Consider the following 25,400-nt stretch of genomic DNA (forward strand, 5'->3'; position numbering starts at 1 on the left):
ACTCTTTAGCTGGGGGAGCCCATGGCCACTGGTAAGAACACGAACGCCCTTCAGAAGCCGCTGACGCCCTCCGCCGAACTGGCTGCTGTCGTGGGCTCGGCTCAGCTCTCGCGCGGCGAAACCGTGTCGAAGATCTGGGAATACATCAAGAAGAACAACCTCCAGAATCCCGCCAACAAGCGCGAGATCCTGGCCGACGCCAAGCTGAAGCCGATCTTCGGCGGCAAGGACAAGGTCAGCATGTTCGAAATGAACAAGCACCTGGCGGCCCACCTGAAGTAGGACCGGCGGACGCGCCCTCGAGGTGCGTTGCTTGTGGACACGAGAGACCTCGCGGGCCGCTCGCCCTGCGAGGTCTCTTCACATTTGGGCTCCGGCCCGACATAAGGCGCGCCTTCCGCTGCGTCGCGCGGCCGGTCCTCTTTGCTGCTACGGATTCCTCCCGTGACCCGAGCCATCATCCTCGCCGCCGGCCAGGGCAAGCGGCTCCTGCCGCTGACCGAGGCGCGGCCCAAGTGCCTGATTGAGCTCTCTGGACGCAGTCTGCTGGCCTGGCAGCTCCTCCGGCTCCAGTCCGCCGGCGTGGATGAGGCGGTGATCGTCACGGGTTTCCGCGCGGACGCGGTGGAGGCCGAGGTGGCGCAACTCGGGCTGAAGATGCCCGTGCGCCTGCAGTTCAACCCCTTCTACACGGTCTCTGACAACACGGCGTCCTGCTGGATCGTCCGCGAGGCGTTCGAGGGGCACGTGCTGCTGCTCAACGGGGACACCCTGTTCGGCCCGGGCGTGGCTGAGCGCCTGCTGGACGCCCCGCCGGCCGAGATCACCGTCACCATCGACCGCAAGCCGGCCTATGACGCCGACGACATGAAGGTGCTGACGGACGGCGGACGGCTAAGGGCCATCGGCAAGACCATCGAAGCCTATGACGCCGAGTCCATCGGCTTCCTGCGGTTCTCACCTGAGGGCGCGGCGAAGTTCGTGGCGGGGGTGGAGCAGGTCCTCCAGAAGCCTGAGGGACTCAAGCGCTGGTACCTGTCGGTGATCGACGAGTTGGCCCGGTCGGGCGTCGACGTGCGCGTCTGCTCGATCGAGGGCCTTGAGTGGGGCGAGATGGATTTCCCCCAGGACGTCGAAAACCTGACCCGGCTGTCTGGCGGCTGGTCGAAGGGCTGACCGCCCCTTAGGCGCCGCTGCGACAACTTTAGGCGCCTGCCGACGGCGGCGCGCTTGATCGCGGTTATGGTTACATTGGTTACCACTCATCAAGCTTTACCGATTGTCCTCGAAACGAGGCGGCGGGAGGTTGGGGTGTCCGATTCCGGAGAGGGCTTGGTCCCTGAGCGCATTCTGGAGCTGTCGGAGCGTCTTTCGAAGGCGGCGGCGGACAGCATCGGCGAGATCTCGGACGTCAACCGTGAAGCCAAGATGCTGGCGATCAACGCCCTCATCACCGCCGCGCGGGCGGGGGAAGCCGGCAAGGGCTTCGCGGTGGTGGCCGAGGAATTCAAGCGGATCTCCAGCAATATCGACGAAGTGACGCTCTCCCTGCAGAGCCGCGTCCAGGCCGACCTGCAGGAATTGTCAGCCGTCGGCGCGGCGATCCTCGACCACCTGCGGGGCCAGCGCCTGGCCGACCTGGCGCTCAACGCCATCGAGATCATCGACCGGAACCTCTACGAGCGCACCTGCGACGTCAGGTGGTGGGCGACCGACTCGGCGGTGGTCGACTGCGTGGCGCTGGGATCCGAGCCGGCTGCGAAGCACGCCAGCGGCCGGCTCAAGGTCATCCTGGACGCCTACACGGTCTACCTGGACCTCTGGGTCTGTGACGCCAACGGTCGGGTGATGGCGACGGGCCGCCCTGAGCGCTACCCGCGGGTCGTGGGCAGTTCGGTGGCCGGCGCGGACTGGTTCAACCAGGCGCGCCGAACGGCGTCCGGGCAGGAGTTCGTGGCCTGCGACGTGGGCTGCCAGCCGCTCCTGGGAGACGCGGCCGTCGCGACCTATGCGGCGGCGATCCGTAAGGACGGCGCGGTCGATGGGCCGGTGATCGGCGTGCTGGGCATCCATTTCGACTGGCAGCCCCAGGCCAACGCCGTGGTGGATGGGGTTCGGTTGACCGACGAGGAGAGAGGTCGTTCCCGGGTCCTGCTGCTGGACGCCAGCGGCCGGGTCCTGGCGTCTTCCGATCGCCAGGGCGTCCTCTCCGAGACTTTCAGGCTGCCGGCGCAGTCGCAGGGCATGGGCAGCTATGCCGACGGCGGCGTCACCGTGGGCTATGCCCTGACCCCGGGCTATGAAACCTACCAGGGCCTGGGCTGGTACGGCTGCATCGTCCAGGGCGAACGGAAGTCGGTGGCGCGGACGGCGAGCCGGGCGGCCTGACGCTCAAGCTTCCCCGACGATCCGCCGGACGAGGTCGAGGTCGGCGGGCTTGTCCACGTCGACGGAAGCCAGGCCGTAGGGCGTCTCGACGATGGCGGCGTTCACGCCTGCCAGACGGCCCAGACGGATCGCGGCGTCTCGGAGCGACAGCCGGCGGGTCGCGTAGCGCAGCAGCATCCCCGGGCCCAGGATCTGCGCCATCTTCCAAGGGCGCTTGCGCTCGGCCTCCACGCGACGCCAGAGGTCGATGACCGCGAGGGCGCGGTCGTTGGCCAGATAGAACAGGTTGCAGCCCGACCAGTCGCCGTCTGAGAGGCGCAGCCAGGTGCGCTGGGTGGTCGGCGCGGCGGCCTCCACGGCGGCGCGGGAGGCCACGAGGGCGGCGACGTCCAGGCCGGCGGGCGTGTCGTCCAGGAATCGCCGCACCCAGGCCGCATCGAGCAGGGCGTGGTCGGCGGTGGTGACGAGCAGAGGTGTCCCGACACTCCGCGCGCCCGCCAGGACGCTGAGGCTGGGGCCGGCGGCTTCATCCAGCGGCTCGACGCCGAGCCGGGCGGCTTCGGCGCGCACGTCCGGATGGCCGCCGATCACCGCGATCCGGCTGGCGCCGGCCTCGCGCAAGGCTTCGACCACCCGCGCCAGCAACGTCCGCCCCTCAAGTCGGATCAGGGCCTTGTGCGGGACGCCGGCATAGTCGGCCACAGGGTCGGCTCCGCCGCGCGACCCGGCCAGCACCAGGGCGGAGAAACCTGTCACCCCAGCGCCTTCTCGTAGAGACGATAGGTCTTGTAGACCTTGGCGCCGCCCGCGTCGCAGATGCGGCGCATGGGCAGGTTGTCCTCCAGCACCCACGACAGCTCATAGCGCTCGTAGCCCAGCTTCCGCGCCGCCTGGGCGGTGGCGTCGATGAGCAGGAAGGGCAGGAGCTGGCCCCGCAGGCCGCTGGCGAACTTCCGTTTCACGCCCATCAGAGGCACGCGCCCGGTCTTCACGCCCCGCACCTTCAGCCGCCACAGCAGCTTGGCCCAGCCGAAGGGAAACAGCTTGCCGTTCAGATCGGCGATGGCCTCGTTGAGGTTGGGCAGCAGGACCATGAAGCCGGCCGGTTCCCCGTCGATGTCGGCGAACCAGGTGAGACGCGGGTCGATCAGGAGCTTCAGGTTGCCCGCCAGCGCCTGGGTTTCCGCTTCGGTGGTTGGGGTGAAGCCCCAGTTGCCGGCCCAGGCGTCGTTGAGGATCGAGGTGAGGGTGCGGACCTCCTCGCCGAACCGCTTCATGTCGACGGTCCGCAGGGTGACCCCCTCGGGCAGGCCCTTTCGGATGCGGCGCAGGATCGGCGCGGGCAGGTCGTCGGCCACGCTGCAGACGTAGGCGTGGATGTCCTTGGCCCTGGCGTAGCCTTGGCCCTCGATCCGCGAGCCGACATGGCGGGCGTCGTGGCCCATCATGAACATCGGCGGGCTGTCGTGGCCCTCGACCAGGAGGCCGACCTCCTCGTTGGTGGAGAGGTTCACGGGGCCGATGGCGAACTTGCAGCCGCGGGCCTTCAGCCACTCTTCGGCCGCGGCGAACAGGGCGGCGAAGACCTCCGGATCGTCCTCGGCGGCGATCATGCCGAAGTGACCGGCGCCCTCCTTGGTCTGGGGATTGAGGTGGTCGATCTGGGCGCTGATGCGGCCGACGTCCCGGCCGTCGCGCACCGCGAGCCAGAACTGGACATCTGCATGTTCGAAGAACGGATTGCCCTTGGCGGTCAGGGCCTCCTGCCGCTCGAAGATCAGGGGGGGGATGTAGTTGGGCTCGGCGGCGCCCAGGCGCATGGCGACCTTGATGAAGCGGTCGAGCTCGGCCTTGCCGCCGACCGGCACGATCTGGACGGCCCCCAATGCGGTCATCCCTCGCGATAGAGCAGCATGGTCGCCCCGAACGCGGCGAACATCACCGGAGCCGCCCAGGCGGCCAGGATGGCGGGCGCGGCGCCGTTTTCGCCAAGGGCCGTGAAGGCGCCGTCGAAGACCAGGAACAGCAGCCCGGCGGCCAGGCACTGGACCACGATCGTCGCCCCGCCGCCGCGGAAGTTTGCCAGGGCCGACGGGGCCGCCAGCAGGAGCATGACGATACACGCCATCGGCGCGGCCCAGGTCCGCTGCAGCTGGGTGTCGTAGAAGGTGCGCGGGCGCGTGGAGAGGCCGCCAGCCAGGGCGCGGCTGGCCTCGGCGGGCGTCACCGAGGTCTGGCCCATCGAGAGCGTGCGGATGTCGCCCGGCGTCAGGTTGCGGGTCCAGTCCATCGACCGGGCGGCCCCCTGCGCGACACTGGCGGTTCCGAGGGTCTCGAAGCGCGGTTCGACGAGGCGCCAGACCTTGTCGTCATAGACTGCCGCCTGTGCCGTTGTGCGCTGGACGAGCCGACCTTCCGCGTCGCGCCGATAGATGGTCACCTTCTCGAGGCTGCGGCCGTCTGGGTCGCGGGGCACCGCCACCACCAGTTCGTCGCCGACCCGGAAGGTGACGGGATCGACGACCTTGGCCGGGTCCTCCGGGGTGCTTTGCTGCCACCATTCGCTTAGCCGGGCGTCCGTTCGCGGCGCGATCGCCATGCCGATGGCGAGCTGCAGGATCGCCAGGGCAAGCGCGGCGGGCATGGCGTTGAAGGTGATGCGGTAGGCGGAAATCCCGGTCGAACGCATGGCGGTGACGGCGCTGTCCCCGGCGAGCTTGCCGAAGGCGAACAGGGCCCCGGCGAGAACCGCGAGGGGGGCGGCCTGCTCGATGAGCCGCGGCAGGCGCAGGAGGGCGTAGTAGGCGACGCCCTGGGCGCCAAGCTGGCGGTCCAGGATCTCGGTCGTCACATCCAGCAGGTCCAGGATCTGCAACACCCCGACCAGCACTGCGAGGGCGGTCAGGATGCGGCCGCCCATGAGCTTCAGGAGGTAGGTCGACAGCGTCATGTCGCCGCCTCGGCCGCCTTGCGGGTCCGGAACCGCGCGGCGAGCGCCCCGAGGTGCTCGGTCATCCGCCCGATGGGCGTCTCCCCCGGTCGGTCACGGCTGGTGAAGAAGACGAGGAACGCGATGCCGGCGAAGACGGCGAACGGCAGGCCGACGGCCAGCTCCGCCGGCGCGCGCCCGGTCTCGGCCATGCCCTGGCCGAGCTGCGTCAGGTGGTGGAACGCCAGCAGCAGCAGCCCGCCCACCAGCGCGCCGGGCGCGCGGCCACTGCGCTTGGCGGCGAGGCCGAGCGGCACGGCCAGAAGCGGCAGCAGCGGCAGCGACAGGGAGCGGGCGAGGCGGCCATACAGCTCAGCCTTGAGCGTCTCGCGCGGGATCAAGGTGTGTTCGCTTCGGGTCTGGCGGGCCAGCTCCAGAAGGGTCAGCTCACGCTCGTCGCCGCCCCGGGCGCGCAGCAGACGCGCGGCCCCTGTTATGGGGAGCTGCATCGTGAAGTCCTTGAAGCTCAACATCTGGGGCTCGCCCCGGTCGTTGAACCGAAGTTGCTGGCCGTCCTTGAGCATGAGCTGCACGTTTCGGCCGTCGCTTGTCCGGCGGACTTCGGCCATGCCGGCCGTAGTGATCTCCTCGCGGCCGCTCTCCGTGATGCGCCGGATGAAGATGCGCGACAGCCGCTGGCCGGCGGCGTCGGCCTCGTCGGTCGTGACCGTGAGGGTCTTGGATGGGGACAGGATCGTCTCGGCGGGGACCAGACCGTTCCAGCCGGCGTTCTGGGCCGTGTGCAGCACCGCTCGGTAGGCGTAGCGGCTGTAGGGCTGCAGGAACCCGAAGACGATCAGGCTCACCATACTGAGCGCGGCGGCGAGCACGAGGTACGGCGCGGCGAGCCGCGTCAGGCTGACGCCTGAAGCCAGCAGGGCGTCGACCTCGGACGCCTGGTTCATCCGGTTTACGACCACGATGAGCGCCAGGAAGAAGGCGGCGGGCAGGGTGAGGCCCACGTAGTGGGGCACCAGGTTCACCGCGAGCTGGGCGACGAACCCGAAACGGTCGCTGGACGCGGCCAACATATCGAGCAGCCGCAGCGTGCGCTCCAGCAGCAACGCGATGAGGGTCACCCCAGTCGCGCCCACCATCGGCCAGAAGGCGAGGCGGAGCAGGTAGCGGTCGATGAGGCTCAACAAGGTTCCCCGGGGCCGAACGGTCAGGACCGCCAGCGGGCTGCGAATTCAGCGGCGAGCGCCTTGGCCTCCTCCTCGCCCAGCGCGACGTGGGACGCAAGGGCGGGCGGCCCCGGCCAGCCTGCATCCCTGAAGGTGTGGCCGCCGTGCGTCCGCTCGCCGTCATAGCGCGGCAGGACGTGAAAGTGGACGTCGGGGTCCACCATCATGAGCATCAGATAGTTGATCCGCTCATAGGCGACCGCCTCGCGCAGCAACGTCTCGATGCCGTCGACGGCCGATTTGAGATCGGCGAAGGCGGCGGGCGAGAGGTCGGAGAACGCCTGCGCCTCCTCCTTGCAGACCAGCACGAGGGCGCCGAACGTGGGCTGCTGGGGGCGCACCAGGACCAGCCAGTGCGAGGTCTCGGCGACCTTCGTGTGGGGATATCCGAACTTGCGGGCCGTAGCGTTTGGCACGGGTTGTCCTGCGGAATGAGGCGCCTGGCGACGGATCATAGGGAGCGCCGCGAGACGGTGAAAGGGCGAAGGCCCGCGTCAGGCCAGGGTGAACCGGCCAAGCGTCTCGAGAGTCAGTTGCTTCGTGACTCCGCGGGCCGTGACCTGCGTCAGGAACGCGGCCCCGTCCCGCAGGATGGCGATCTCGTTCCAGCGAGCAGGCTCGCCATGTCCGCCTGCGGGGGTCGAGGCCGCCGGAACCGCCAGCACGGGGATGGGGCCAGCCGGGCCGCGAACGCTGGTGAGCAGCGCCTGATGCGCGTGACCGTGGAGGACGAGCTCGGCGCCCGTCTCCGCAAGCACCGCGCGCAGCGCCTCGGCGTCGACCAGTTCCTTGCGGCCGGCCACCACCCTGGGCGCTACGGGATGATGGACGAGCACGACGCGATAGAGGCCTCGGCCGCCGGCGTCCTTCAGGAGGGCGCGCGCGGCCTCGATCTGAGGCGCGCCCAGCTTGCCCTGGGCCAGGTGAAGCGCAGTGGGAACGGCGGATGACAGGTTCACCAGCGCGACCGGGCCCCGCACGCGAAGGTGCGGGAACCCGGCGGCGGGATCATCGCCCAGCCAGGGCCGCCAGGGCGCGAAGGCTTCTGGCGCGCCTCGGGCGGTGAGGGCGTCGTGATTTCCGGGGCTGATGGTCACGTCGGCCGGGTCGCCCAGGCCGGCCAGCCAGCCGCGCGCGGCCTCGAACTCCTCGGGCGTGGAAAAGTTGATCACGTCGCCGGTGATGGCCACATGATCCGGAGCGCGGGCGCGGATATCGGCCGCGATGGCGTCGAGGACCGCCTGGACGTGCCGGCGCCGCTTGCGTCGCCAGGCGATCCGGCTGAGCAGGCGCTTCGAGGCCACATCGCGCCAGCGGAAGGGCAGGGGCGGCGGCGGGAGCTGCAGGTCCGACAAATGGGCGAGGCGGAACGCGGTCACGAGCTTTCCTAAGGGGACGGCGCTCGGTATCAGGTTCCACCGATTTGCGTGAGAGGCGCTGCGCGATTCCAATGACTGAGATGGCCGCCCCGGCGGGCATGATCCTGGGCGCGGGCGAAGTCCGCATCTGGGGGATGACGGCGCGCGAGCGCCTGCGCCGCACCTTCGTCCGCGCCGGCCTCTCGGTGGCCGATGCGCCGCCGGCCGCCGGCGGCGTCGTCCTGGCCCTCGGGAGCTGGGTCTATGACGAGAGCCTCATCAAGACGCTGGCCGCGCGGCCGGGCTCCGTCCTGACCACCGACGACGGCGTGGCGGTCGCCGCGCACGTATCGGCCGGGCAGGTCGCCGAGGCGTCGGCGGCGCTGGAGCGCGGCGAGGCGCCGGCCGGACTGACGCCTCTGTCGCTGGCCGAGCTTTCGTACAACGAGGCGCTGCGAAAGCGCGAGGCGCCGGTCCTGGTCCGTCTGACGCCCGAGAACGTGCGGGCCGTGGAGGCGCGGACCTTCGCCGGCTCGTACAAGGGCGTCACCGACGTCGTCACCAAGTACTGGTGGCCCATCCCGGCCCGGATCGTCACCCGCTGGTGCGCCATCGCGGGCCTGAAGCCGAACCACGTGACCTTCATCGGCTTCCTGATGGTGCTGGCCGCCTTCGGGCTGTTCTGGAAGGGCGAGTTCGGCTGGGGCCTCGTCTGCGCCTGGATCATGACCTTTCTCGACACGGTGGACGGCAAGCTGGCCCGCGTGACTCTCACGTCCTCGGCGATCGGCAACGTGTTCGACCACGGCATCGATCTGGTCCATCCGCCGTTCTGGTGGTGGGCCTGGTACGTCGGCTGCTTCGGCGCGGTGGCGATCACGCCCGACCTCGCCGGCTATGGACTGGCGGTTATCCTGGTCGGCTACGTCGTGCAGCGGATCTTCGAGGGGATCTTCATGCGTCGCTATGGCTTCCACGTGCATTCCTGGCGGCCGTTCGACAGCTTCTTCCGCCTGATCACGGCGCGGCGGAACCCGAACCTCCTGATCCTGACGCCCGCCTGGCTGGCCGGCGTCCTGGTCCCGGCCTGGGGCGTGGGGGCGACGCAGGCCGGCTTCCACCTCGTGGCGCTGTGGACCGCGCTCAGCCTGGTCGTGCATGCGGTGCAGCTGGTCCAGGCCCTGTCCACGCCGCGTGAGCGGGTGGTCTCCTGGCTGTCGCGTTGACCCGCGCCGGCGTCATCTGGAACCAGAAGAGCCACCGCAACCAGGGTGGCGATGTGGATCCCCTGCCCGGCGTCGTGGTGGAGGTGGCGCCTGAGCGGCCGGCCGAGCTGATGAGCACGCTGCGGCGGTTCGCCGAAACGGGCGTGGACCTGGTGGTGATCGACGGCGGCGACGGGACGATCCGGGAGGTGCTGACGCGTCTGCCTGAGGCTTATGGCGCGACCCTGCCGCGGCTGGCGGTCGTTCCGAACGGGAAGACGAACGCTCTGGCCCTGGATATCGAGACGCCCCTGGGAACGAGCCTCGACCAGTTGCTGGACGCGGCGGCGGCCGGAAGGCCCACCAAGCGGCGGCAGTGCCTGGAGGTGGTTCGGCGGGGCGAGGCGCAGCCGGAGCACCGCGGCTTTCTGTTTGGCATGGGGGCGTTCGTCCGGGCGACGGAGCTGGCGCAGCGCCATCACGGCCTGGGCGTGTTCGACAATGCGGCCATCGTGCTGACCATGGCCGGGGCCATGGGGCGCACCCTGGTGGGCGGGGTTACCGATCCGTGGCGGAAGGGAGAGCCTGCGAAGGCGTCCTTCGCCGGACCGGACCAGCGCGACTGGTTCCTGATCATGGCCTCGACGCTGAAGCGCTTCCCGCTGGGCCTGAAGCCGTTCGGGATCCCGCGCGAGGGGCTGAAGACACTGTCGGTGGAGGCGCCTCCGCGGCGGCTGATGCGAGCCGTTCCGACGATCCTGAAAGGCCAGGATGCGGCGTGGCTCGAGGCCTGCGGCTATCGCCGGCACGATCTGGAGGCCTTCAGCATCGATTTTTCGGGCCGGTACGTCCTGGACGGCGAAATCTATCCGGGCGGCGAACTGACCATCCGGCAGGGGCCAGAGCTGGAGTTCGTGGTCCCGTGAGCGGGGCGCTGCAGGCGCGGATCGAGGCCGAGCTCGCGAGCCCGGCGCCGGAAGCCGTGCGGGCGCTCGCCGAGGCGCTGGCCCAGCCTGGCGACGCAGCGGTGCTCTACTACGGATCGACCCTGCGGACGGGCGACCTCTCCGGGATCCTCGACTTTTACCGGCTGACAAAGGGGCCCCACCGGCGGGGCCCGCGGGGCTGGGTCGAGCGGCTACTGTGGCCCGAGGTGAGCTACCACGAGGTCGGCGACCTCAAGGCCAAGGTGGCGACCCTGCCGCTGGCGACCTTCCGGCGGGCGGCCGAGGGGCGGACCCTGGACACCACGATCTGGGCCCGCTTCGTGCAGCCCTGCCAGCGGGTGTGGAGCGCCGAAGCCGCCTCGGCGGAGGCCGCGGCCCAGGCGGTGACCGCCGCCGTCGTGACCGCCTCGCGCTTCGCTGCTGCGCTGGGGCCGGCGAAAGGACCGGCGCTGGCGTTCTGGGGGGCGCTGTTCCGCAAGACCTATGCGGCGGAGTTCCGGGTCGAGACCACCGACCGCGCCGACACCGTCGTGGGGCACGGGGAGGGGCGGTATGCCGAGATCCTGCCGCTGGCATGGGCGGTGGGCGGCGTGGCGTTCACGGTGGACGGGCAGGATCTGGCGCCCCGCAAGGCCGGGCTGCCGGGATGGACGCTGCCGAGCCTGGCGGGCAAGCCATTGAATGTGCTGAGGATCCTGAAAGCCGCCTTCACATTCGACGGCGCGGCGCGCTATGCCGCCTACAAGATTGCGCGGCACACGGGCGTGGAGATCGAGGTGACGCCGTTCCGCGAGCGCCACCCGTTCCTGGCCGCGCCCGGGGCGTGGCTGGAGCTGCGTCGCCGCCAGCGGGAGCTGGCGGCCGCGGGGAAGTGATCAGGCCGAGGCGCGGCGGGGGCGCTGGAGAAGGCCGTACTCGAGGCCGAGGCGCTCGAAGATATCCAGCACCGCGTCGATCTGCTCGGGCGTGTGGGCCGCGCTGACGCTCGAGCGCAGCAGCGACTTGTTCTCGGGCGTCGCCGGCGGAATCGCCAGGTTCAGGTAGACGCCATTGGCCAGCAGGGCGTTCCACATCATCACGGCGGTGGCCTGGTCGGGCATCACCACGGCGGTGATCGGGCTGGCGTGCGGTCCGACCGCGTAGCCCATGTCGCGCAGGCCGTCGTAGAGCCGGTCGGCGTTGGCCGCCAGGCGCACACGGAGGTCCTTATCGGTCTCAAGGCGTTCGAGGGCGGTCAGGGTCGAGGCGATCACGGCCGGCGGCAGCGAGGCGGTGAACATGTACGGCCGGCTGACGATCCGCAGCAGGTCGAAGTTGTCTTCGTCGGAGACGAGGAAGCCGCCCACGGCGCCCAGGCTCTTGGAGAAGGTGCCGACGATGAAGTCGACGTCGGCCTCGACGCCGGCGGCCTCGGCCAGGCCGCGGCCCTTTTCGCCCAGGACGCCCATGGAGTGGGCCTCGTCCACCAGCAGGTAGGCGCCGGCTTCCTTCTTGACCGCGACCATCTCCTTGAGCGGCGCGACGTCGCCGATCATCGAGTAGATGCCCTCGACCACGATCAGGCTGCCCTTGGCGGCGTCGCCCATCCGGCGCAGGCGCTTGGCGAGGTCCTCGGGGTCGTTGTGGCGGAAACGGATGACCTCGGCGCCCGAGAGCTTGGCCGCGTCATAGATCGAGGCGTGGCTGTCGGCGTCCAGGATCAGGTGGTCGCCGCGGCCCACGAGGCCGGAGATGCCGCCCAGGTTCGCCTGGTAGCCGGTCGTGAAGACCATCGCGTGCTTGCGGCCATAGAACTTGGCCAGCGACGTCTCCAGCGCTGTGTGCCCGGCGAAGGTGCCGTTGGCGAAGCGCGAGCCCGTGGTGCCGGTGCCCCACTGGCGAACGGCGGCCGCCGAGGCCTCGATGCAGGCCGGGTCGAAGGTCAGACCCAGGTAGTTGTTGGTGCCCAGCAGAATGACCTTCTGGCCATTCAGCATGCCTTCGGTGGGCGAGAGGACCGCGTCGAATCGAACGGAGGAGGGATCGGCGCCCGCCGCGCGGATACCATCCAGCGGGGCCCGATAGCCCAGGTGCTTGTCGAGCAGCCCCATTCTTTAAGCCTTCACCCGCAGCTTGTTGATCAGTTCGGAGAGGTCGCCAACCGTCTCAACCGTGGCGAGACGATCCAGCGGAATCGAGAGGTCGAAACGATCCTCAAGCTCCATGACGATGTTCATCAGCGCAAGCGAGTCCACGGCAAGGTCCCGGGCAATGTCCGTCTCCGCGGTGACCTGGACGCTGCGGCCCAACACCGTTTCGGCCGCTCGCGCGACTTCGCGGACGGTCAGATCCGTCGCCAGTTCAACCATGAATGAGCCCCCCAGTGGCTCTTTCCCTGCTAACGCCAGCCGCGTAACTAAGCATGTTGGACCCGGATTTCTACCGCGCTCTCAAGGCCCGGTCACAAATCCGCGACTAATGTTTCATCCATGCCGCATTGCGGTACCACGCGACGGTCGACGAAAACCCGCTGGAGAGATCGAACTTAACCGGCGCGGCGGTCTCCATACGCTCTTCAGGCGAAATTGCCCAATCCGGATGCAGCAGTTCGCGCGCCTTGGCCGAGGTGAGCATGGGTGTCGACCCTAACAGCGCGGTGAAATCATTTGTGATTCCGAGGGTGTGGATCAGGGCCTTCGGAACCGGTGCGAACCGCGGCGAACGGCCGCAGGCCCGGGCCGCCTCGGTCATCAGCTCACGCCAGCCATAGCCCTCAGGGCGCGAATCGCTCAGCGCGACCGTTCGCCGAGGCGGGGGCGCCGCAGCAAGGGCGGCAGTCTGGCGGGCGGCGTCCTCCACATGGATCATGCAGATGCGCGCGTCCGGATCCAGGATCGGCAGGACCGGAACCCGGGCGGCGGCCTGGAACACCGGCAGCAGCTCGCGGTCGCCGGGACCGTAGATGGCGCAGGGGCGGACGATGGTGAGGCGGTCGCCCAGAGCGTTGGACATCGCCCGCTCGCCGGCGTGCTTGCTGGCGCTGTAGTGAGACAGGGCCGGCTCGCGCGCGGTCAGGCTGGAGACCAGCAAGACGTGGGCCGCATCGCGGGCCGCCTCGGCCACCCGGACCGAACCTGCCACGTTCACGGCGTCGAAGTCCGCGCGACTGCGCGCCTTCACGAGGCCGGCGGCGTGAACCACGACGTCGGCGCCGGCGCAAAGGCGGGCGAGGGCGGCCGGATCTTCCAGCCCGCCGACCACCACCTGCGGCGCGACATCCTGCCAGAGCGCGTCGATCGGATCCCGCCGGGCGAGCACCCGCACCGCCCACCCGTCGTCGGCCAGGGCGCGCACGAGATGGCGGCCCAGGAAGCCGGTGGCGCCGGTGACGGCGACGAGGCCGCGGGTCAGGCCGGCTCCTCCTGGCGGAAGGCGCCGGCCAGGAAAAGGGCGCGGGCCTTGGAGCGGGAGAGCTTGCCCGACGAGGTCTGGGGCAGGGCGTGGGCGCCGACCAGCTCGACCTGAGCCTCCACGCCATGGCGGGCGCGGAGCACCGCCGCGACGTCCTCGGTCAGGGCGCGGCGCACCTCGGGGTCGCTGGACCGGGCCTGGACGAGGACCACGAGCTGCTCGCCCGCGTCCTGGTCGACGGAGAAGGCGGCCACGTCGCCGCTCCGAAGGCGCTCGATCTCGGATTCGGCGGTCCACTCCAGGTCCTGCGGCCAGACATTGCGGCCGTTCAGCAGGATCAGGTCCTTGGCGCGCCCGGTCGGCACGATCTCGCCGTCGGTGAGGTAGCCTAGGTCGCCGGTGTCGAGCCATCCGTCATCCGACAGAACCCGCGCCGAGGTCTCGGCGTCCCCGAAGTACCCCCGCATCAGGCTGGGGCCCCGCACGAAGATCCGGCCGACCTGCCGTTCCGGCACGACGTTCCCGGACTCGTCCCGCACTTCCAGCTCGTGATCGGGCAGCACCGGGCCGCAGCGCACGAAGGCGCGGCTGCGGGCGCCGGAACCGGCGACTACCTGGCCGTCCCGCTCCATCCGGTCGACATCGACCGTGTCGAACCGCAGGCCCTGGCTCAGCGGCGCCATGCTGAGCGCCAGCGTGGCCTCGGCCATGCCGTAGCTGGGGACGAAAGCCTTGGCGTCGAACCCGGCCGCCGCATAGCGTTCCGCGAACGCGAGCAGCGGACCCGGACGGACCATGTCGCCGCCGCAGCCGGCCGAACGCCATGCGGACAGGTCGAGGCCTTCCCGCGTGCCGTCGCCCCGCCGGGCGCACAGGTCGTAGCCGAACGACGGACTGTACGAGATCGTCGCCTTGTTCTTCGACATCAGGTCGAGCCACAGCAGCGGCCGGCGCACGAACGCCCCGGTGGGCATCAGGTCGACCGTCATCTGGGCGGCCAGCGGGCTCATCAGGAAGCCCACCAGGCCCATGTCGTGATAGAGCGGCAGCCATGAGAAGGCGCGGTCCTCCGGAACCACCTTCAAGCCGTGCCTGGTGATGGCGTAGGTGTTGGCCATCAGGGCGCGGTGGGTGCAGAGCACGCCGGTCGGGTTGCGGGTGCTGCCCGAGGAGAACTGGACGTAGCAGGGATCGTCCGCCGTCGGCGCCGGCAGGTCCGCCACCTCGGCCTCGGGCAGGTCGGACACCTGCATGGCGAAGCGGGCGCCGGCCTGTTTCGCGGCGTCTTCCAGCCAGGGCAGGATCGCTTCGGGACCGAACACCGCCGCGGCCTGGGCCGAGGTCAGCATGCGGCCGATCTGCTCCACATAGGCGTCGCGGCCGCCCAGCGGCGTCGGCAGCGGCAGCGGCGCCGGCGTCAGGCGGGCGTACTGGCAGGCGAAGAAGGCGGTGACGAAGTTCGCGTCCGTCTCGGCCACAAGACCCACGCGATCATGCGGCTTCAGGCCCAGCGCCAGCAGGCGGGCGGCCATGGCGATCGCGCGCCGGCGCAACTCGGCATAGGGGATCGCCTCGAGGAGCTCGCCGCGCAGGCCATAGAGGTTCACGCCGGTCGGGCCGCCGGCGGCGAAGTCGAGCGCCTCGGTCAGGGTGGCGAAGCCGCCGAGCCGGAACGGACGCTCCGGAGCGGTCGGGGTCGGGGTCGCAGTCAAACGTCGCCTTTCGAAGTCTCCGCGGACTCGGGCGCAGGCGTCGCCGCCTTTCGTCGAGTCCCGTTCTCTCTGAGGATGAACCACAGCATGCCCAGGGCAAGGGCGCCGGCGGACGCAGCCAAGCCGGCGCCCGCGCCTATAATCCCGAACTGCGCTACGAGGAAGGGCAGGGCGGCCAGGAAGACGATGCTGACGGCCAGGCGCACCCGCACGGCCGCCCCCGGCTTGCCCAGCGAGACCAGCATAGGTTCCAGCGGGAGAGCGAACACGCCGATCACGGCCGCGCCCACCTGCCAGGTCATCACGGCGGCGGCCGGCGCGAAGGATTGGCCCATGACCAGGGTCAGCAGCGTGGGGCCGAACAGCGCGCTCACCGCCAGCAGCACGACGCCCACGCCGCCGGCCAGGAGCCCGACATTGCGGGCGAGACGCCACATGGCGTGGTGGTGATCCTCGGCGCGCAGGCGCGCCAACTCGGGGTAGAGCGCGGGCGTCAGCAGCTTGGCCGGCTTGGCCAGGGCGTCGGCCACCTGCCGGCCCACGCGCCAGAACGCCGCCTGCGACGGGCCCACCAGGGCGCCCACGATCAAGGTTGCGACGTGGGTGAAGGCGACGTCGAGGGTCGCCGCCAGATTGGTGTTCCAGGCGAAGCGCCACACCCCCGGCAGGCCCGCGGCCAGCGGCCCGCGCCACGTGAATCCCGTGAGCAGGCCCCGCTTGCGCATTTCCGCGTAGGCCGAGCCGGCGAGGTAGAGCCAGCTACCCAGCGTCCCAGCGGCCCAGGCCAGCAGGAAGCCTTCCATCGAGGCGCCGAACCCCAGCGCCACCAGACTGCCCATCACCCGGATCAGCGAGATCAGCCCCGCCTGCCAGGCCAGCACGTCGAAGCGGTCGAACAGCCGCAGCAGGCCCATGGGCGTCGCCGACACCATGAACGCGATCGACAGCATGAAGAGCGCCGCGACGGGCGCCTGCGCCGGGGTCCAGCCAAGCTCGCCGGCGAAGACGATGGCGCCGATCACGCCGGCCAGCACACCGATCAGCGTGCTGCCCAGGTCGAGGACCAGGCTGAAGCGCAGCACCTGCTGGAACTCGGCGGGTCGGTTCTCCGCCACCGGGCGCGCGCCGTAGTGGATCACCGTCTGCCAGGACTGGAACTTCACGACCTCGCCGAGGAACTGGGCGAACGCCTGGATGAGGATCAGAACCCCCATGGCCGAGGCGCCCAGGGCCCGGGCGGCGATGGCCATGTAGATCAGGCCAAGGACGGCGTTGACCGTCCGCCCACCCAGCAACAGGCCGGCGTTGGCGACCACCCGCCGCAGGATCGGCCGCACGCCGGCGATCTGTTCGGCCTCCGAGGCGGTCATCGGCGGGTTGGTCTCCTGGCCATCGCCGTTCCGTACGGCGTCGCGGCCTGGAGTACCCCTTCGGACCGCGCCGCGCCAAGTGCGGCAAGATCGGCGTGGCGCGGCCGTGCGCGTCCGGTCAGGACGCTTCGGCGATCACGAGGGTCTCGCGCAGCTCCCGCTTTAGGAACTTGCCGTTGGCGTTGCGCGGGATCGGCTTGTCGAGCAGCCAGATGTAGCGGGGCGCCTTGTGGCGGGCGATCAGGGCGATGCAGTGCTCGCGGATCGCCTCGGCGGTGAGCGTCTCGCCCTGCTGGAGCAGGATGGCGGCGGCCACTTCCTCGCCCAGGCGGTCGTCGGGCACCCCGAAGACGCAGCATTCGGCGACGGCCGGGTGCTGGTGGATCGTGGATTCGACCTCTGCGCAGTAGATGTTCTCGCCGCCGCGCAGGACCATGTCCTTCTTGCGGTCCACCAGGTAGATGAAGCCCTCCTCGTCGAGCCAGGCCACGTCGCCGGTGTGCAGCCAGCCGTCGGTGAGCGATTCGGCGGTGGCCTCGGGGCGGTTGATGTAGCCCTTGATCACCGAGGAGCCGCGCACCCACAGCTCGCCCGGCTGGCCAGGGCCCAGTTCCTCGCCGTTGTCGCCCACGACCTTGGTCTCGAAGGTGGGCATGGCGCGGCCGCAGCTGGCTGGCTTGTCGACGAAGAAGTCGCCGGCGATCGAGGTGATGATCCCCGAGGTCTCGGTCATGCCGTAGCCGGTGTTGGGCCGGGCCGTGGCGACCGCCTTGTCGATCTTGGCGACCAGGTCGGGCTGGAGCTGGGCGCCGCCGCCACCGACGCTGAGCAGGCTGGAGGTGTCGTACTTGTCGAAGTCGGGGTGGCTGATCAGCTCGCGGGCCATCACCGGCACGCCGCTGGCGGTGGTGCAGCGCTCGCGCTCGATCAGCTTCAGCGCCTCGCCGGCGTCCCAGCGGTACATCAGCACCATCTTGCCGCCCGCCGCGGTGGTGGCGTAGGCGCCGCAGTTGTTGGCCGTGACGTGGAAGAGGGGCGTGGTCACCAGGGTCACCGGGATCGGCGGCGTCGCCGGGGGCTCAACGCCGGTGGCCCGCTGGGTGGCGAGGCCGCTGACCTGGCCCGCGAACATCATGTTCATCAGGTTGCTGACGCAGCTGCGGTGCGTGAGCTGCGCGCCCTTCGGGAAGCCGGTGGTGCCCGAGGTGTAGAAGATGCAGAGGTCGTCCTCGGGATCGATGGCCACGTCGGGGAGGGCGCCGCCGTGGGCGATCACCTCGGACCAGGCCACCGCGCCGGCGGGAGGCTCGGCGCGGACGGCGACCAGCAGGGCCTCGCCCAGCATGCCGGGCTGTTCCTCCAGGCGCGCGATCCGCTCGGCGTCGGCGAACAGGATCTTCGGCGCGGAATCGGCGAGGCCGTAGGCCATCTCGGGCGCGGTCCACCAGGCGTTCATGCCGACCGCGGCGACGCCAGTGCAGGCGCAGGCCCAGTAGATCAGCATCCATTCCGGATAGTTGCGCATGGCGATCGCCACGCGGTCGCCGGGCTTCACGCCCCGGCTGAACATCCAGTTGGCGATCGAGGCGACCTGGCGGTGGGCCTCGGCGTAGGTGATGCGCTCGTCCTCGTAGACCAGGTAGTCGCGCTCGGCGAAGGCGGCGGTGGAGAGCCACAGCGCCCGCACGTTCGGCGGCGCGTTCTTGAAGGCGCGGATCGGCGCGCCGCGGACGTTGATGGTCTCGATCTCGAAGGGCGCGCCCGGCTGGGTGAGCTCGGCCCAGGCCTGGTTCAGTTCGGCGTAGTGCATGGTTCTTCCCCGTTCGCGCCGGCGTCTCGATCGGCCGGCTGCGGGAAACCTCCTAGCGCCAGGAGGGGGCGTTCCGCGAGGCCTTTCGTCGTTCTGCGGGCGTGACAATGCGTCGGCGCCGGCGGGAACGGCGCCGCCTGCCTCCGGAGCGGCTGCCGCTCCGTACTTCCAGGCGCCACTTCCGCCGAGGCCGAGGCGGGGGCATTCTGGGATGTGTCGGCAGCGTGCAGGGGGATGGGATGCGCAGGATGATGGCCGGACTGGCGGCGGCGACCGCCCTGTCCCTGGCGGCGCAGCCGGCCCAGGCCGAGATCCGGGCGCTGATCGTCGCCGTGTCCAAATACACCGATCCGATCCCGTCCCTCGACGGCCCGCCCAACGACGCGGGCGCGCTGAAGGCGGTTCTGGAGCAGCAGGGCTCCAGGGACATCGTGACGCTGAACGACGCCGCCGCGACCCGCGGGAGCATCCGTGCGGCCCTGGAGGCCCTGGGCCAGCGCGCCAAGCCGGGCGACTGGGTGATCTTCTACTATGCCGGCCACGGCGCGCAGGCGAAGTCCAGGGACCCCGCTGAAGAGGACGGCCTGGACGAGTTCATGGCCTTGTCCGGCTTTCGCGTGACCCGGCCCGACACCGAGCAATACATCCTCGACGACGATCTGCGCGGCTGGCTGACGAACTTCTTCCCGACCAGCGTGAACGTCCTGCAGATCGCCGACGCCTGCCATTCGGGCACGATGAACCGCTCGCTGGCCGGCCCTTCGGTGTTCCGCAAGCGGACCCTGGACAATCCCCTGGCCATCTCGCTGCCGCCACGGCCCGCCGATCCGGCGGCGAGGGCGCCCGCGGGCCTGGACCCGCCAAACCTCGTCTATGTCGGTGCGGCCCAGGACGACCAGTTCGCGCTGGAAGGGCCGCTGCCGCGCAGCGATTCGCCGCCTCGGGGCCTGCTGACCTATGCCCTGGAGGGGGCGCTGAAGGACCGTCGGCCCAATGGGCGGCTGGCCGCCGACCAGGATGACGACGGGCGCCTGTCGCTGGCCGAGCTGGCCTCGACGCTTGAGACGCGGACCCGCGAGCTGTCGGCCACGCAACAGTGGTCGAGCGCCGCCGTGCCTGCGCGGAACGAGCGCAGCGTGATCTTCCAGCCGCTGAAGCCGCCACCGGCGGACGAGCGGCCGGTGGAGGTGAAGGCCGCCGACGACCAGGCCGCCGAGCTGCTGGGCGAGCGGGGGCCCTGGGCCTCGATCCCGCGGGGGACGCCGGACCTCACCTGGTCGGCAAAGGAAGGCTGGGTCACCGACAGCCGCGGCGACCGGGTGGCCGAAAACCTCACCAGCCCCGAGCAGCTCGCCGGGGTGATCAACAAGCGAAAGGCCCTGGCCCAGCTCGCGGCCACGGCCAACGAACGGCGCGTGCGCGTCGAGATCGGGCCGAAGCCCAAGGGCCAGCTCTACAAGAGCGGCGAGGGCGTGGACCTGGCCGTGGTCCATCGGGGCGCGGCCTCGTACCTGACCGCCTTCAACCTGGCCGGCGACGGCACGGTGCAGCTGCTGTTCCCGCTGGAAGGCGACGGGGACGGGAAGATGGTCGAGGGCCAGACCCGCGTGGTCATGGCCCGCACCAAGGCGGCGCCGCCGTTCGGGGTCGACAATGTGGTGGCGGTGGCGACGCCGGTGGAGCCGACGGTTCTGCGAGCGGCGCTGAAGCGCATGGACGGCAAGCGGGAGGCCATGGCCGCGGCCGGCGTGGTGCAGGACGAACTGGCCCAGGCCAAGGGACAGGCCGCGCTGGGGCTGGGCGAGCTCTACACGGCGCGCTGAGGGGCGGGATCTTGTCCGTGCAAAGATTTTCGAGGGACCGGGAAACGCGCCTTGCCAACGGCGCGATATTGCGTATGTTCCGCGCCCTCGCCGCCGGGCCTCTTTGAGGGTCGGAGCCGGGACGGGTGTATAGCTCAGTTGGTAGAGCAGCTGACTCTTAATCAGCGGGTCCAAGGTTCGAATCCTTGTACACCCACCATTCTTCCGAAAATTAGTCATTGAACGCGGCGGAAGCGCCGCTGGGCCCTGGCCACTGGCCATGGGCGTTCGGACCTGCTTAATCGCCGTTACAGTGTAACGGAGAGATTCATGCGCCTTGTCGTCGCCGCCTCGATCCTGGCCCTGAGCGCGGCCGCTGCGGAAGCCCGCCCCATCACCTTCGCCACGACCGCGCCCGCCGACGGCACGCTGGTGCTGCCCCTGGCCTCGGCCGCCGACCTCGCCACGCGGGGCGCGAGCCTGGACGCCGCCACGCGTGAGGCGGTGGCGCGGGCGCTGGCCGCCGCGAAATTCGACTTCAAGGCGAAGAGCAGCCTCAGCCTCCGCGGCCTGGGCGCCTATGACGAGATCCTGGTCCTGGGGGCGACGCCGGCGGGCGGAACGCTGAGCGCTGTCGAGGTGCAGAACCTCGGCGGCGCGGCGGCCAAGGCGACGGCCAAGTCGGCGAAGCCGGTGGCTTTCGTAGCGGCGGGGCTGCCCGATCCGGCCCAGGCGGCGGCGGGCGCGGCGCTCGGCGGCTATCGCTTCGCCGGCTACAAGGCGCCCAAGCCCGACGAGGCCAGGCCCACGACGCCGTTCGTGGTGGTGGCGCCGGAGGCGGCGGCGGCCCAGCAGGCCTATGCGCGGCGCGGCCAGGCCCTGGCCGAGGCCGTGGCCTTCGCCCGCGACCTGACCATCGAGCCGGCCAATGTGATCTATCCCGAGACGTTCGTGGAGCGCACGCGGACGGCGTTCCAGGGCGTGGCCGGCGTGACCATCGAGGCGCTGGACGTGCCGGCGATGCAGAAGCTGGGCATGAACGCGATCCTCAGCGTCGGCCAGGGCTCGACGCGGCCGCCGCGGATGCTGGTGGTGGAGTACCGCGGACCTGGCGCGAAGGGGCAGCCCGTCGTCATGGCCGGCAAGGGCATCACCTTCGACAGCGGCGGCACGTCGCTGAAGCCCGGCTCGGGCATGTGGAAGATGAAGGACGACATGGCCGGCGCGGCCTCGGTCGTCGGCGCCGTGCTGTCGCTGGCGAAGTCGCAGGCGCCGGTCCACGTGGTGGCGATCGCCGCGCTGGCCGAGAACATGCCTGACGGCGGGGCGGCGCGGCCGGGCGACGTGATGAAGGCCTACAACGGCAAGAGCATCGAGCGGCTGAACACCGACGCGGAGGGGCGCATCGTGCTGGCAGACGCGGTGGCCTATGGCGAGCGGCGCTTCAAGCCGGCGGCGATCGTCGACCTGGCGACCCTGACCGGCGCGGTGGGGACGGCCCTGGGCGACGACTATGCGGGGCTCTTCAGCCGGCACGACGGCCTGGTGGCGCAGATCGAGGCGGCGGCCAAGGTCACCGGCGAGCCAGTCTGGCGCCTGCCGCTGCATCCCAGCTACGCCAAGGACCTGGAATCGCCGATCGCCGACATCCGTGACATCGCCGAGGGCGGCGGGCCGGGCGCGGGCCTCGGCGCCCACTTCATCGGCTTCTTCGTGGAGCCCGAGACTCCCTGGGCGCACCTGGACATCGCCGCGGTGACCTGGTCCAGCGAGGACCAGCCGACGACGCCGAAGGGCGGGACCGGGTATGGCGTGCGCCTGCTGGACGAACTGGCGCGCAGCTTCGACGCCGCTGCGGCGGCGCGGAAGTAGCGGGGCCGGGATGGAATTCGACTATCTGGAAGGCTTCGCCGCCGGCGACATGCAGGTGGTGACCGAGGTGCTGGCCCTGTTCCAGGGCCAGGCCGAGGGCTGGCGCGTGAAGCTGGAGGCGCCCGGCGAGGGCTGGCGCGATCTTGCCCACACCATCAAGGGGGCGGCGCGTGGCATCGGCGCGACCGCCCTCGGCGACGTGGCGGACCGGGCCGAGCGCGGCGACGCCTCGATGGCGCCCGAGCTGAAGACCGCCCTGGACGCCACCGTGGCCGACATCGAGGGCTATCTCACCCGGATCGGCGGCGGCTGAGCAGTCAGGGCACCAGGACGCGGTCCGAGTAGGTCTCGACCAGCAGGCTGAACGGCCGACCGTCGGGCGTCTGCAGCAGGGCGCGGTGCTGGAGCACCTCGGGGGGAATCGTCACCGCCTGGTCGAACGCAGCGGCCGGCTGGGCCTCCCAACCCGGGGGCAGGGGGGCGAACAGCAGGTTCGCCGAGAGCGTCCGGCGCTGGAAGGCCAGCGGCTTCACCGCGACGCCGAAGGGCGTGTCGGTGGTGTCGAGCTGCCGGTTCATCTCGGGCGTCAGGCGGGTGGGCAGGTACCAGTTGTCGGCCCGCGACAGCACCGCCTCGCCGCAGGTCAGCTCGACCCGACGGTGGATCACCGGCTCGTTGGAGGCGGCTGCAAGGCGCTTGCGGACATCGGCCAGAACCTCGGGCGCGTCTTCAAGGATGGAACGGCGCGCGCGGATCCGGGGGGCGGCCGGGTCGCGACGGTCGCAGAGGTCCTGCAACACCCCGGTGGCGCTGTCGCGGCCCAGGAGTTCGGCGTTCAGGGTCTGGAGCTGGGCCTGCAGGCGCAGGCGCTGGACGTAGTGCGACGCTGGCGCGGCGGCTCCATCCGGAGCGAGCGCGGTCGCGGCGAGAACTGCCGCCAAGAGACCTCCTACCAACCTCAACTGCGGGCGCCTCGCTACCCTAGATCCCGGCCCCGTTGTCGATGGCCCGCAGCGCCTCTTCGTGCGCCAGCGCCTCCGCCTCGATCCAGCCGATGAAGGCCTTCACCTGCGGCAGCCGTCCCTTGGCCTTGGGATGGACGAGGTAATAGGCGAAGTCGACGGCCTGCGCCATCTGGAGTGGCGCCACGAGCCGGCCGGCGTCGAGGTCGGCCTGGGCCAGGGTGCGCTTGGCGAGCGCCACCCCGCGCCCGTTGGCGGCGGCTTCGATCACCAGGCTGGACTGGTTGAAGCGTGGGCCGCGGTGACCATCGATGCCGCGCAGGCCGCGGGCGGCGAGCCACATGGGCCAGTCCGGGCAGGAATCGTCGATCTCGGGCGAGCCGTCGTGCAGCAGGACATGGCCGGCCAGGTCCTCGGGCTTCTCGAGCGGGATCTCCTTCAGGAGATCGGGGCTGAGCACCGGCACCACGCTCTCGCTGACCAGGCGCTTGACCTCGAGGCCCGGATATCGGCCGCCGCCGTAGCGGATGGCGAGGTCCACCTCGCCGGCGGTGAGGTCCACGAGCTCCATGCCGGCCGAAAGCCAGACGTCGACCTGCGGGTGCGCCCTCTCGAACGCGCCGAGGCGCGGCACCAACCACTTGGCGGCGAACGAGGGCGGGGCGGTGATGGTCAGGCGACGGCCGTCGACGGCGGCGGTGAGCAGGCTGGCGGCCTCGGCCAGGCGGTCGAACGCCTCGCGAAGGGCGGGCAGGGCGGTCTGGGCCGCGTCGGTGAGCAGCAGGCCCTTGGGCGTGCGCTTGAAGAGCGCGGCGCCGACATAGTCCTCCAGGTTCTGGATCTGCTGGCTGACGGCGCCGGGCGTCACCGACAGCTCGTCGGCCGCGCGGCTGAAGTTGAGGTGCCGGGCGGCGGCCTCGAACGCCCGAAGGGCGTTGAGCGGCGGCAGCCGGCGGCGTTGGTTGTTCCGCTGCTCCATCGAGAATTCCTGAACGCCCCGGCAGAAGTCCTTGGGTTGCGAATTTGGGGGCGCCCGCCCTTATTGCAAGCGTCCGCCGGTGTATCGGCCCTTTTCATCGGCGGGCGCGAGGCGGGGCGGGCGCAAGTCCGTCCCGCCGTGTTTCTAAGGGTCGCCGCGTCATTAGAGAAGCTAAAGATGGCCCACGGCCGCGACACGAAGAAGCGCACCGACCGCCTGGTGGTGCTGGACGGGACAGCCCGCCGCCGCGGCCCGGGTCGCGTGTGGCTGGTCGGCGCGGGCCCTGGCGAGCCGGACCTGCTGACGATCAAGGCGCTGAAGGCGCTGCAGGGCGCCGAGGTGGTGGTCCACGACGGGCTGGTGAGCGACGAGATCCTGGGCCTGGCGCCGGCGTCGGCGCGGCGGATCTCGGTGGCCAAGCGCAAGTCTCGGCACAGCTATAGCCAGGATGAGATCAACCGGATGCTCGTGGCGTTCGCGCTGGAGGGACTGGAGGTCGTGCGCCTGAAGGGCGGCGATCCGTTCATCTTCGGCCGAGGTGGCGAGGAGCTCGAGGCCTGCCGCGAGGCGGGCGTCGAGTGCCTGATCGTGCCCGGCGTGACCGCGGCCCTGGCGGCCGGCGCTTCGGCCGGCGCGCCGCTGACGCACCGCGGCTCGGCCCAGGCGGTGACCTTCGTGACCGGCCATGCGGCGAAGGGCGGGGAGCCCGATCTGGACTGGGACAGCCTGGCGAAGGCCAACCAGACGGTTGTGATCTACATGGGCCTGTCCATGGCGCCGGTGATCGCGGGACGGCTGCTGGCGGCCGGGCGCGACGGCTCCACCCCGGCCCTGATCGTCGAGAACGCCAGCCGCGCGGACGAGCGCCGCATCGTCACCACCCTGTCCGGCCTCGCCGCAGCGGCCGAGGCGGTGTCGGGTCCGGCGCTGCTGATCGTCGGCGAGGCGATGGCGATGGCGACCTCATCCGCTCATCCCCGCGCAGGCGGGGATCTCTTGGAGGCCCAGCCGGGTGTCGAATTCAGCATGGATTCCCGCCTTCGCGGGAACGAGCGGGGTGTGAAATGAAGGCCCTGACCGCCAATCGCCTGACCGACGGCGAAGTCGTGTTCTGGAAAGACGGCCGCTGGGTCGAACGCTTCGCCGACGCCCAGCTCTGGGCCGTCGACGATCCCGCGGCCGTCGAGGCCGAGGCTCTGGGCAAGGGCCAGGGAACGACCGTCGTCGACGTCTACCTGATCGATCTCGTGGAATCCGAAGGGCTGTGGGCGCCGCTCAGCTATCGCGAGCGGATCCGCGCCCTGGGCCCCACGAACCACCCGCATCACGGCAAGCAGGCCGAGGGCGGGGCGGTGGTCGAGGCGCTGCAGCATGCCAGCGGCGCGGCGCGGTCGACCGGCCGCGTGAACCTGATCAAGCGGAAGTAGGGCCG

General features: G+C 70.6%; 25 protein-coding genes and 1 tRNA gene. 12 read left to right on the plus strand and 14 right to left on the minus strand.

The genetic code is table 11. From position 1 onward, the window contains the following. The first annotated feature begins 21 nt into the window (after positions 1–21). The 3 genes from DJ019_RS17450 to DJ019_RS17460 all read left to right on the plus strand — a co-directional run bounded on the left by DJ019_RS17450 (position 22) and on the right by DJ019_RS17460 (position 2,388). A complete protein-coding gene (locus DJ019_RS17450) occupies positions 22–282 on the plus strand; it encodes an SWIB/MDM2 domain-containing protein (RefSeq protein WP_111277422.1) in 261 nt (86 codons plus the stop codon). 162 nt (positions 283–444) lie between these two features. Further along, on the plus strand, positions 445–1,176 hold the full coding sequence (locus tag DJ019_RS17455) for a phosphocholine cytidylyltransferase family protein (protein WP_240606527.1): 732 nt from the start codon (positions 445–447) through the stop codon (positions 1,174–1,176). A gap of 135 nt (positions 1,177–1,311) precedes the next feature. After that, entirely contained in the window at positions 1,312–2,388 is a 1,077-nt protein-coding gene (locus DJ019_RS17460) for a methyl-accepting chemotaxis protein (protein ID WP_240606528.1), read from the plus strand. A 3-nt stretch (positions 2,389–2,391) separates the two neighbouring features. On the opposite strand, the gene DJ019_RS17465 is transcribed toward DJ019_RS17460, so the two are convergent. The 6 genes from DJ019_RS17465 to DJ019_RS17490 form a co-directional block, all read right to left on the minus strand. Next, positions 2,392–3,144: a nucleotidyltransferase family protein gene (locus DJ019_RS17465; protein ID WP_111277426.1), complete on the minus strand. Its 753-nt coding sequence runs from the start codon at positions 3,142–3,144 to the stop codon at positions 2,392–2,394. Beyond that, positions 3,141–4,283 (minus strand): dATP pyrophosphohydrolase, encoded by a 1,143-nt coding sequence (locus DJ019_RS17470; RefSeq protein WP_111277428.1) that lies wholly within the window; start codon positions 4,281–4,283, stop codon positions 3,141–3,143. Before DJ019_RS17470 ends, DJ019_RS17465 begins: the two co-directional genes overlap by 4 nt. Then, the gene (locus tag DJ019_RS17475; RefSeq protein WP_111277430.1) at positions 4,280–5,338 is read right to left on the minus strand and encodes an LptF/LptG family permease; all 1,059 of its coding nucleotides are present in this window, start codon (positions 5,336–5,338) and stop codon (positions 4,280–4,282) included. The genes DJ019_RS17470 and DJ019_RS17475 overlap by 4 nt, the downstream gene beginning before the upstream one ends. Then, complete coding sequence (locus tag DJ019_RS17480; RefSeq protein ID WP_240606529.1) at positions 5,335–6,519, minus strand: LptF/LptG family permease; 1,185 nt, start codon at positions 6,517–6,519, stop codon at positions 5,335–5,337. Before DJ019_RS17480 ends, DJ019_RS17475 begins: the two co-directional genes overlap by 4 nt. 23 nt (positions 6,520–6,542) lie before the next feature. Then, entirely contained in the window at positions 6,543–6,977 is a 435-nt protein-coding gene (locus tag DJ019_RS17485) for an HIT family protein (protein WP_111277432.1), read from the minus strand. 78 nt (positions 6,978–7,055) lie between these two features. Continuing rightward, positions 7,056–7,940 carry a metallophosphoesterase family protein gene (locus tag DJ019_RS17490; RefSeq protein ID WP_111277434.1) on the minus strand — a complete coding sequence of 295 codons (885 nt, stop codon included), beginning with the start codon at positions 7,938–7,940 and terminating at the stop codon, positions 7,056–7,058. A 71-nt stretch (positions 7,941–8,011) separates the two neighbouring features. On the opposite strand from DJ019_RS17490, the gene DJ019_RS17495 reads away from it, so the two are divergent. The 3 genes from DJ019_RS17495 to DJ019_RS17505 are packed head-to-tail and all read left to right on the plus strand — an operon-like array spanning position 8,012 to position 10,946. Beyond that, complete coding sequence (locus tag DJ019_RS17495) at positions 8,012–9,145, plus strand: CDP-alcohol phosphatidyltransferase family protein (RefSeq protein ID WP_338066107.1); 1,134 nt, start codon at positions 8,012–8,014, stop codon at positions 9,143–9,145. Then, positions 9,142–10,050 carry a diacylglycerol/lipid kinase family protein gene (locus DJ019_RS17500; RefSeq protein ID WP_111277436.1) on the plus strand — a complete coding sequence of 303 codons (909 nt, stop codon included), beginning with the start codon at positions 9,142–9,144 and terminating at the stop codon, positions 10,048–10,050. The genes DJ019_RS17495 and DJ019_RS17500 overlap by 4 nt, the downstream gene beginning before the upstream one ends. After that, complete coding sequence (locus DJ019_RS17505; RefSeq protein WP_111277438.1) at positions 10,047–10,946, plus strand: hypothetical protein; 900 nt, start codon at positions 10,047–10,049, stop codon at positions 10,944–10,946. Before DJ019_RS17500 ends, DJ019_RS17505 begins: the two co-directional genes overlap by 4 nt. On the opposite strand, the gene spt is transcribed toward DJ019_RS17505, so the two are convergent. The 6 genes from spt to DJ019_RS17535 all read right to left on the minus strand — a co-directional run bounded on the left by spt (position 10,947) and on the right by DJ019_RS17535 (position 18,353). Continuing rightward, positions 10,947–12,161, minus strand: coding sequence for a serine palmitoyltransferase (gene spt / locus DJ019_RS17510; RefSeq protein WP_111277440.1), 1,215 nt, complete (start codon positions 12,159–12,161; stop codon positions 10,947–10,949). Between the two features lie 3 nt (positions 12,162–12,164). Continuing rightward, positions 12,165–12,419: an acyl carrier protein gene (locus tag DJ019_RS17515; RefSeq protein WP_111277442.1), complete on the minus strand. Its 255-nt coding sequence runs from the start codon at positions 12,417–12,419 to the stop codon at positions 12,165–12,167. A gap of 106 nt (positions 12,420–12,525) precedes the next feature. Beyond that, entirely contained in the window at positions 12,526–13,461 is a 936-nt protein-coding gene (locus DJ019_RS17520; RefSeq protein WP_276310038.1) for an NAD-dependent epimerase/dehydratase family protein, read from the minus strand. Beyond that, positions 13,458–15,173, minus strand: a complete 1,716-nt coding sequence (locus DJ019_RS21445) for a fatty acyl-AMP ligase (RefSeq protein WP_111277444.1) — start codon at positions 15,171–15,173, stop codon at positions 13,458–13,460. Before DJ019_RS21445 ends, DJ019_RS17520 begins: the two co-directional genes overlap by 4 nt. After that, positions 15,170–16,543 (minus strand): lipopolysaccharide biosynthesis protein, encoded by a 1,374-nt coding sequence (locus DJ019_RS17530; protein WP_111277446.1) that lies wholly within the window; start codon positions 16,541–16,543, stop codon positions 15,170–15,172. The genes DJ019_RS21445 and DJ019_RS17530 overlap by 4 nt, the downstream gene beginning before the upstream one ends. Positions 16,544–16,661: 118 nt before the next feature. Further along, positions 16,662–18,353, minus strand: a complete 1,692-nt coding sequence (locus DJ019_RS17535) for a class I adenylate-forming enzyme family protein (protein WP_111277448.1) — start codon at positions 18,351–18,353, stop codon at positions 16,662–16,664. A gap of 239 nt (positions 18,354–18,592) precedes the next feature. On the opposite strand from DJ019_RS17535, the gene DJ019_RS17540 reads away from it, so the two are divergent. From DJ019_RS17540 to DJ019_RS17555, 4 genes are all read left to right on the plus strand, one after another. Continuing rightward, positions 18,593–20,176: a caspase family protein gene (locus tag DJ019_RS17540; RefSeq protein ID WP_165844062.1), complete on the plus strand. Its 1,584-nt coding sequence runs from the start codon at positions 18,593–18,595 to the stop codon at positions 20,174–20,176. Between the two features lie 123 nt (positions 20,177–20,299). Continuing rightward, a tRNA-Lys gene (locus DJ019_RS17545) sits at positions 20,300–20,375 on the plus strand. Between the two features lie 110 nt (positions 20,376–20,485). Continuing rightward, positions 20,486–22,027 (plus strand): leucyl aminopeptidase, encoded by a 1,542-nt coding sequence (locus tag DJ019_RS17550; protein WP_111277452.1) that lies wholly within the window; start codon positions 20,486–20,488, stop codon positions 22,025–22,027. Positions 22,028–22,037: 10 nt separating this feature from the next. Next, positions 22,038–22,340, plus strand: coding sequence for an Hpt domain-containing protein (locus DJ019_RS17555; RefSeq protein ID WP_338066108.1), 303 nt, complete (start codon positions 22,038–22,040; stop codon positions 22,338–22,340). A gap of 4 nt (positions 22,341–22,344) precedes the next feature. Here DJ019_RS17555 and DJ019_RS17560 read toward each other — a convergent pair whose 3' ends face one another. Further along, complete coding sequence (locus DJ019_RS17560; protein ID WP_205854198.1) at positions 22,345–22,968, minus strand: hypothetical protein; 624 nt, start codon at positions 22,966–22,968, stop codon at positions 22,345–22,347. A 40-nt stretch (positions 22,969–23,008) separates the two neighbouring features. After that, on the minus strand, positions 23,009–23,968 hold the full coding sequence (gene gcvA / locus DJ019_RS17565) for a transcriptional regulator GcvA (protein ID WP_111277456.1): 960 nt from the start codon (positions 23,966–23,968) through the stop codon (positions 23,009–23,011). 177 nt (positions 23,969–24,145) lie between these two features. Between gcvA and cobA the strand changes: the two genes are divergently transcribed. Further along, the gene (gene cobA, locus DJ019_RS17570; RefSeq protein WP_111277458.1) at positions 24,146–25,036 is read left to right on the plus strand and encodes a uroporphyrinogen-III C-methyltransferase; all 891 of its coding nucleotides are present in this window, start codon (positions 24,146–24,148) and stop codon (positions 25,034–25,036) included. Next, positions 25,033–25,395: a DUF2849 domain-containing protein gene (locus DJ019_RS17575; RefSeq protein ID WP_111277460.1), complete on the plus strand. Its 363-nt coding sequence runs from the start codon at positions 25,033–25,035 to the stop codon at positions 25,393–25,395. The genes cobA and DJ019_RS17575 overlap by 4 nt, the downstream gene beginning before the upstream one ends. The last annotated feature ends 5 nt before the right edge of the window (positions 25,396–25,400 follow it).

Origin of the sequence: Phenylobacterium kunshanense (assembly GCF_003254525.1) — a bacterium.
GTDB classification, from domain to species: domain Bacteria; phylum Pseudomonadota; class Alphaproteobacteria; order Caulobacterales; family Caulobacteraceae; genus Phenylobacterium; species Phenylobacterium kunshanense.

Bases quoted from the DNA above. Each gene is read 5' to 3' on its own strand.
- DJ019_RS17530 (WP_111277446.1), bottom strand. From the start codon at position 16,543: ATGACCGCCTCGGAGGCCGAACAGATCGCCGGCGTGCGGCCGATCCTG.
- DJ019_RS17555 (WP_338066108.1), top strand. From the start codon at position 22,038: ATGGAATTCGACTATCTGGAAGGCTTCGCCGCCGGCGACATGCAGGTG.
- cobA (WP_111277458.1), top strand. From the start codon at position 24,146: ATGGCCCACGGCCGCGACACGAAGAAGCGCACCGACCGCCTGGTGGTG.
- DJ019_RS17475 (WP_111277430.1), bottom strand. From the start codon at position 5,338: ATGACGCTGTCGACCTACCTCCTGAAGCTCATGGGCGGCCGCATCCTG.
- DJ019_RS17540 (WP_165844062.1), top strand. From the start codon at position 18,593: ATGCGCAGGATGATGGCCGGACTGGCGGCGGCGACCGCCCTGTCCCTG.
- spt (WP_111277440.1), bottom strand. From the start codon at position 12,161: ATGGGGCTGCTCGACAAGCACCTGGGCTATCGGGCCCCGCTGGATGGT.
- gcvA (WP_111277456.1), bottom strand. From the start codon at position 23,968: ATGGAGCAGCGGAACAACCAACGCCGCCGGCTGCCGCCGCTCAACGCC.
- DJ019_RS17470 (WP_111277428.1), bottom strand. From the start codon at position 4,283: ATGACCGCATTGGGGGCCGTCCAGATCGTGCCGGTCGGCGGCAAGGCC.
- DJ019_RS17550 (WP_111277452.1), top strand. From the start codon at position 20,486: ATGCGCCTTGTCGTCGCCGCCTCGATCCTGGCCCTGAGCGCGGCCGCT.
- DJ019_RS17535 (WP_111277448.1), bottom strand. From the start codon at position 18,353: ATGCACTACGCCGAACTGAACCAGGCCTGGGCCGAGCTCACCCAGCCG.
- DJ019_RS17515 (WP_111277442.1), bottom strand. From the start codon at position 12,419: ATGGTTGAACTGGCGACGGATCTGACCGTCCGCGAAGTCGCGCGAGCG.
- DJ019_RS17495 (WP_338066107.1), top strand. From the start codon at position 8,012: ATGACTGAGATGGCCGCCCCGGCGGGCATGATCCTGGGCGCGGGCGAA.
- DJ019_RS17450 (WP_111277422.1), top strand. From the start codon at position 22: ATGGCCACTGGTAAGAACACGAACGCCCTTCAGAAGCCGCTGACGCCC.
- DJ019_RS17575 (WP_111277460.1), top strand. From the start codon at position 25,033: ATGAAGGCCCTGACCGCCAATCGCCTGACCGACGGCGAAGTCGTGTTC.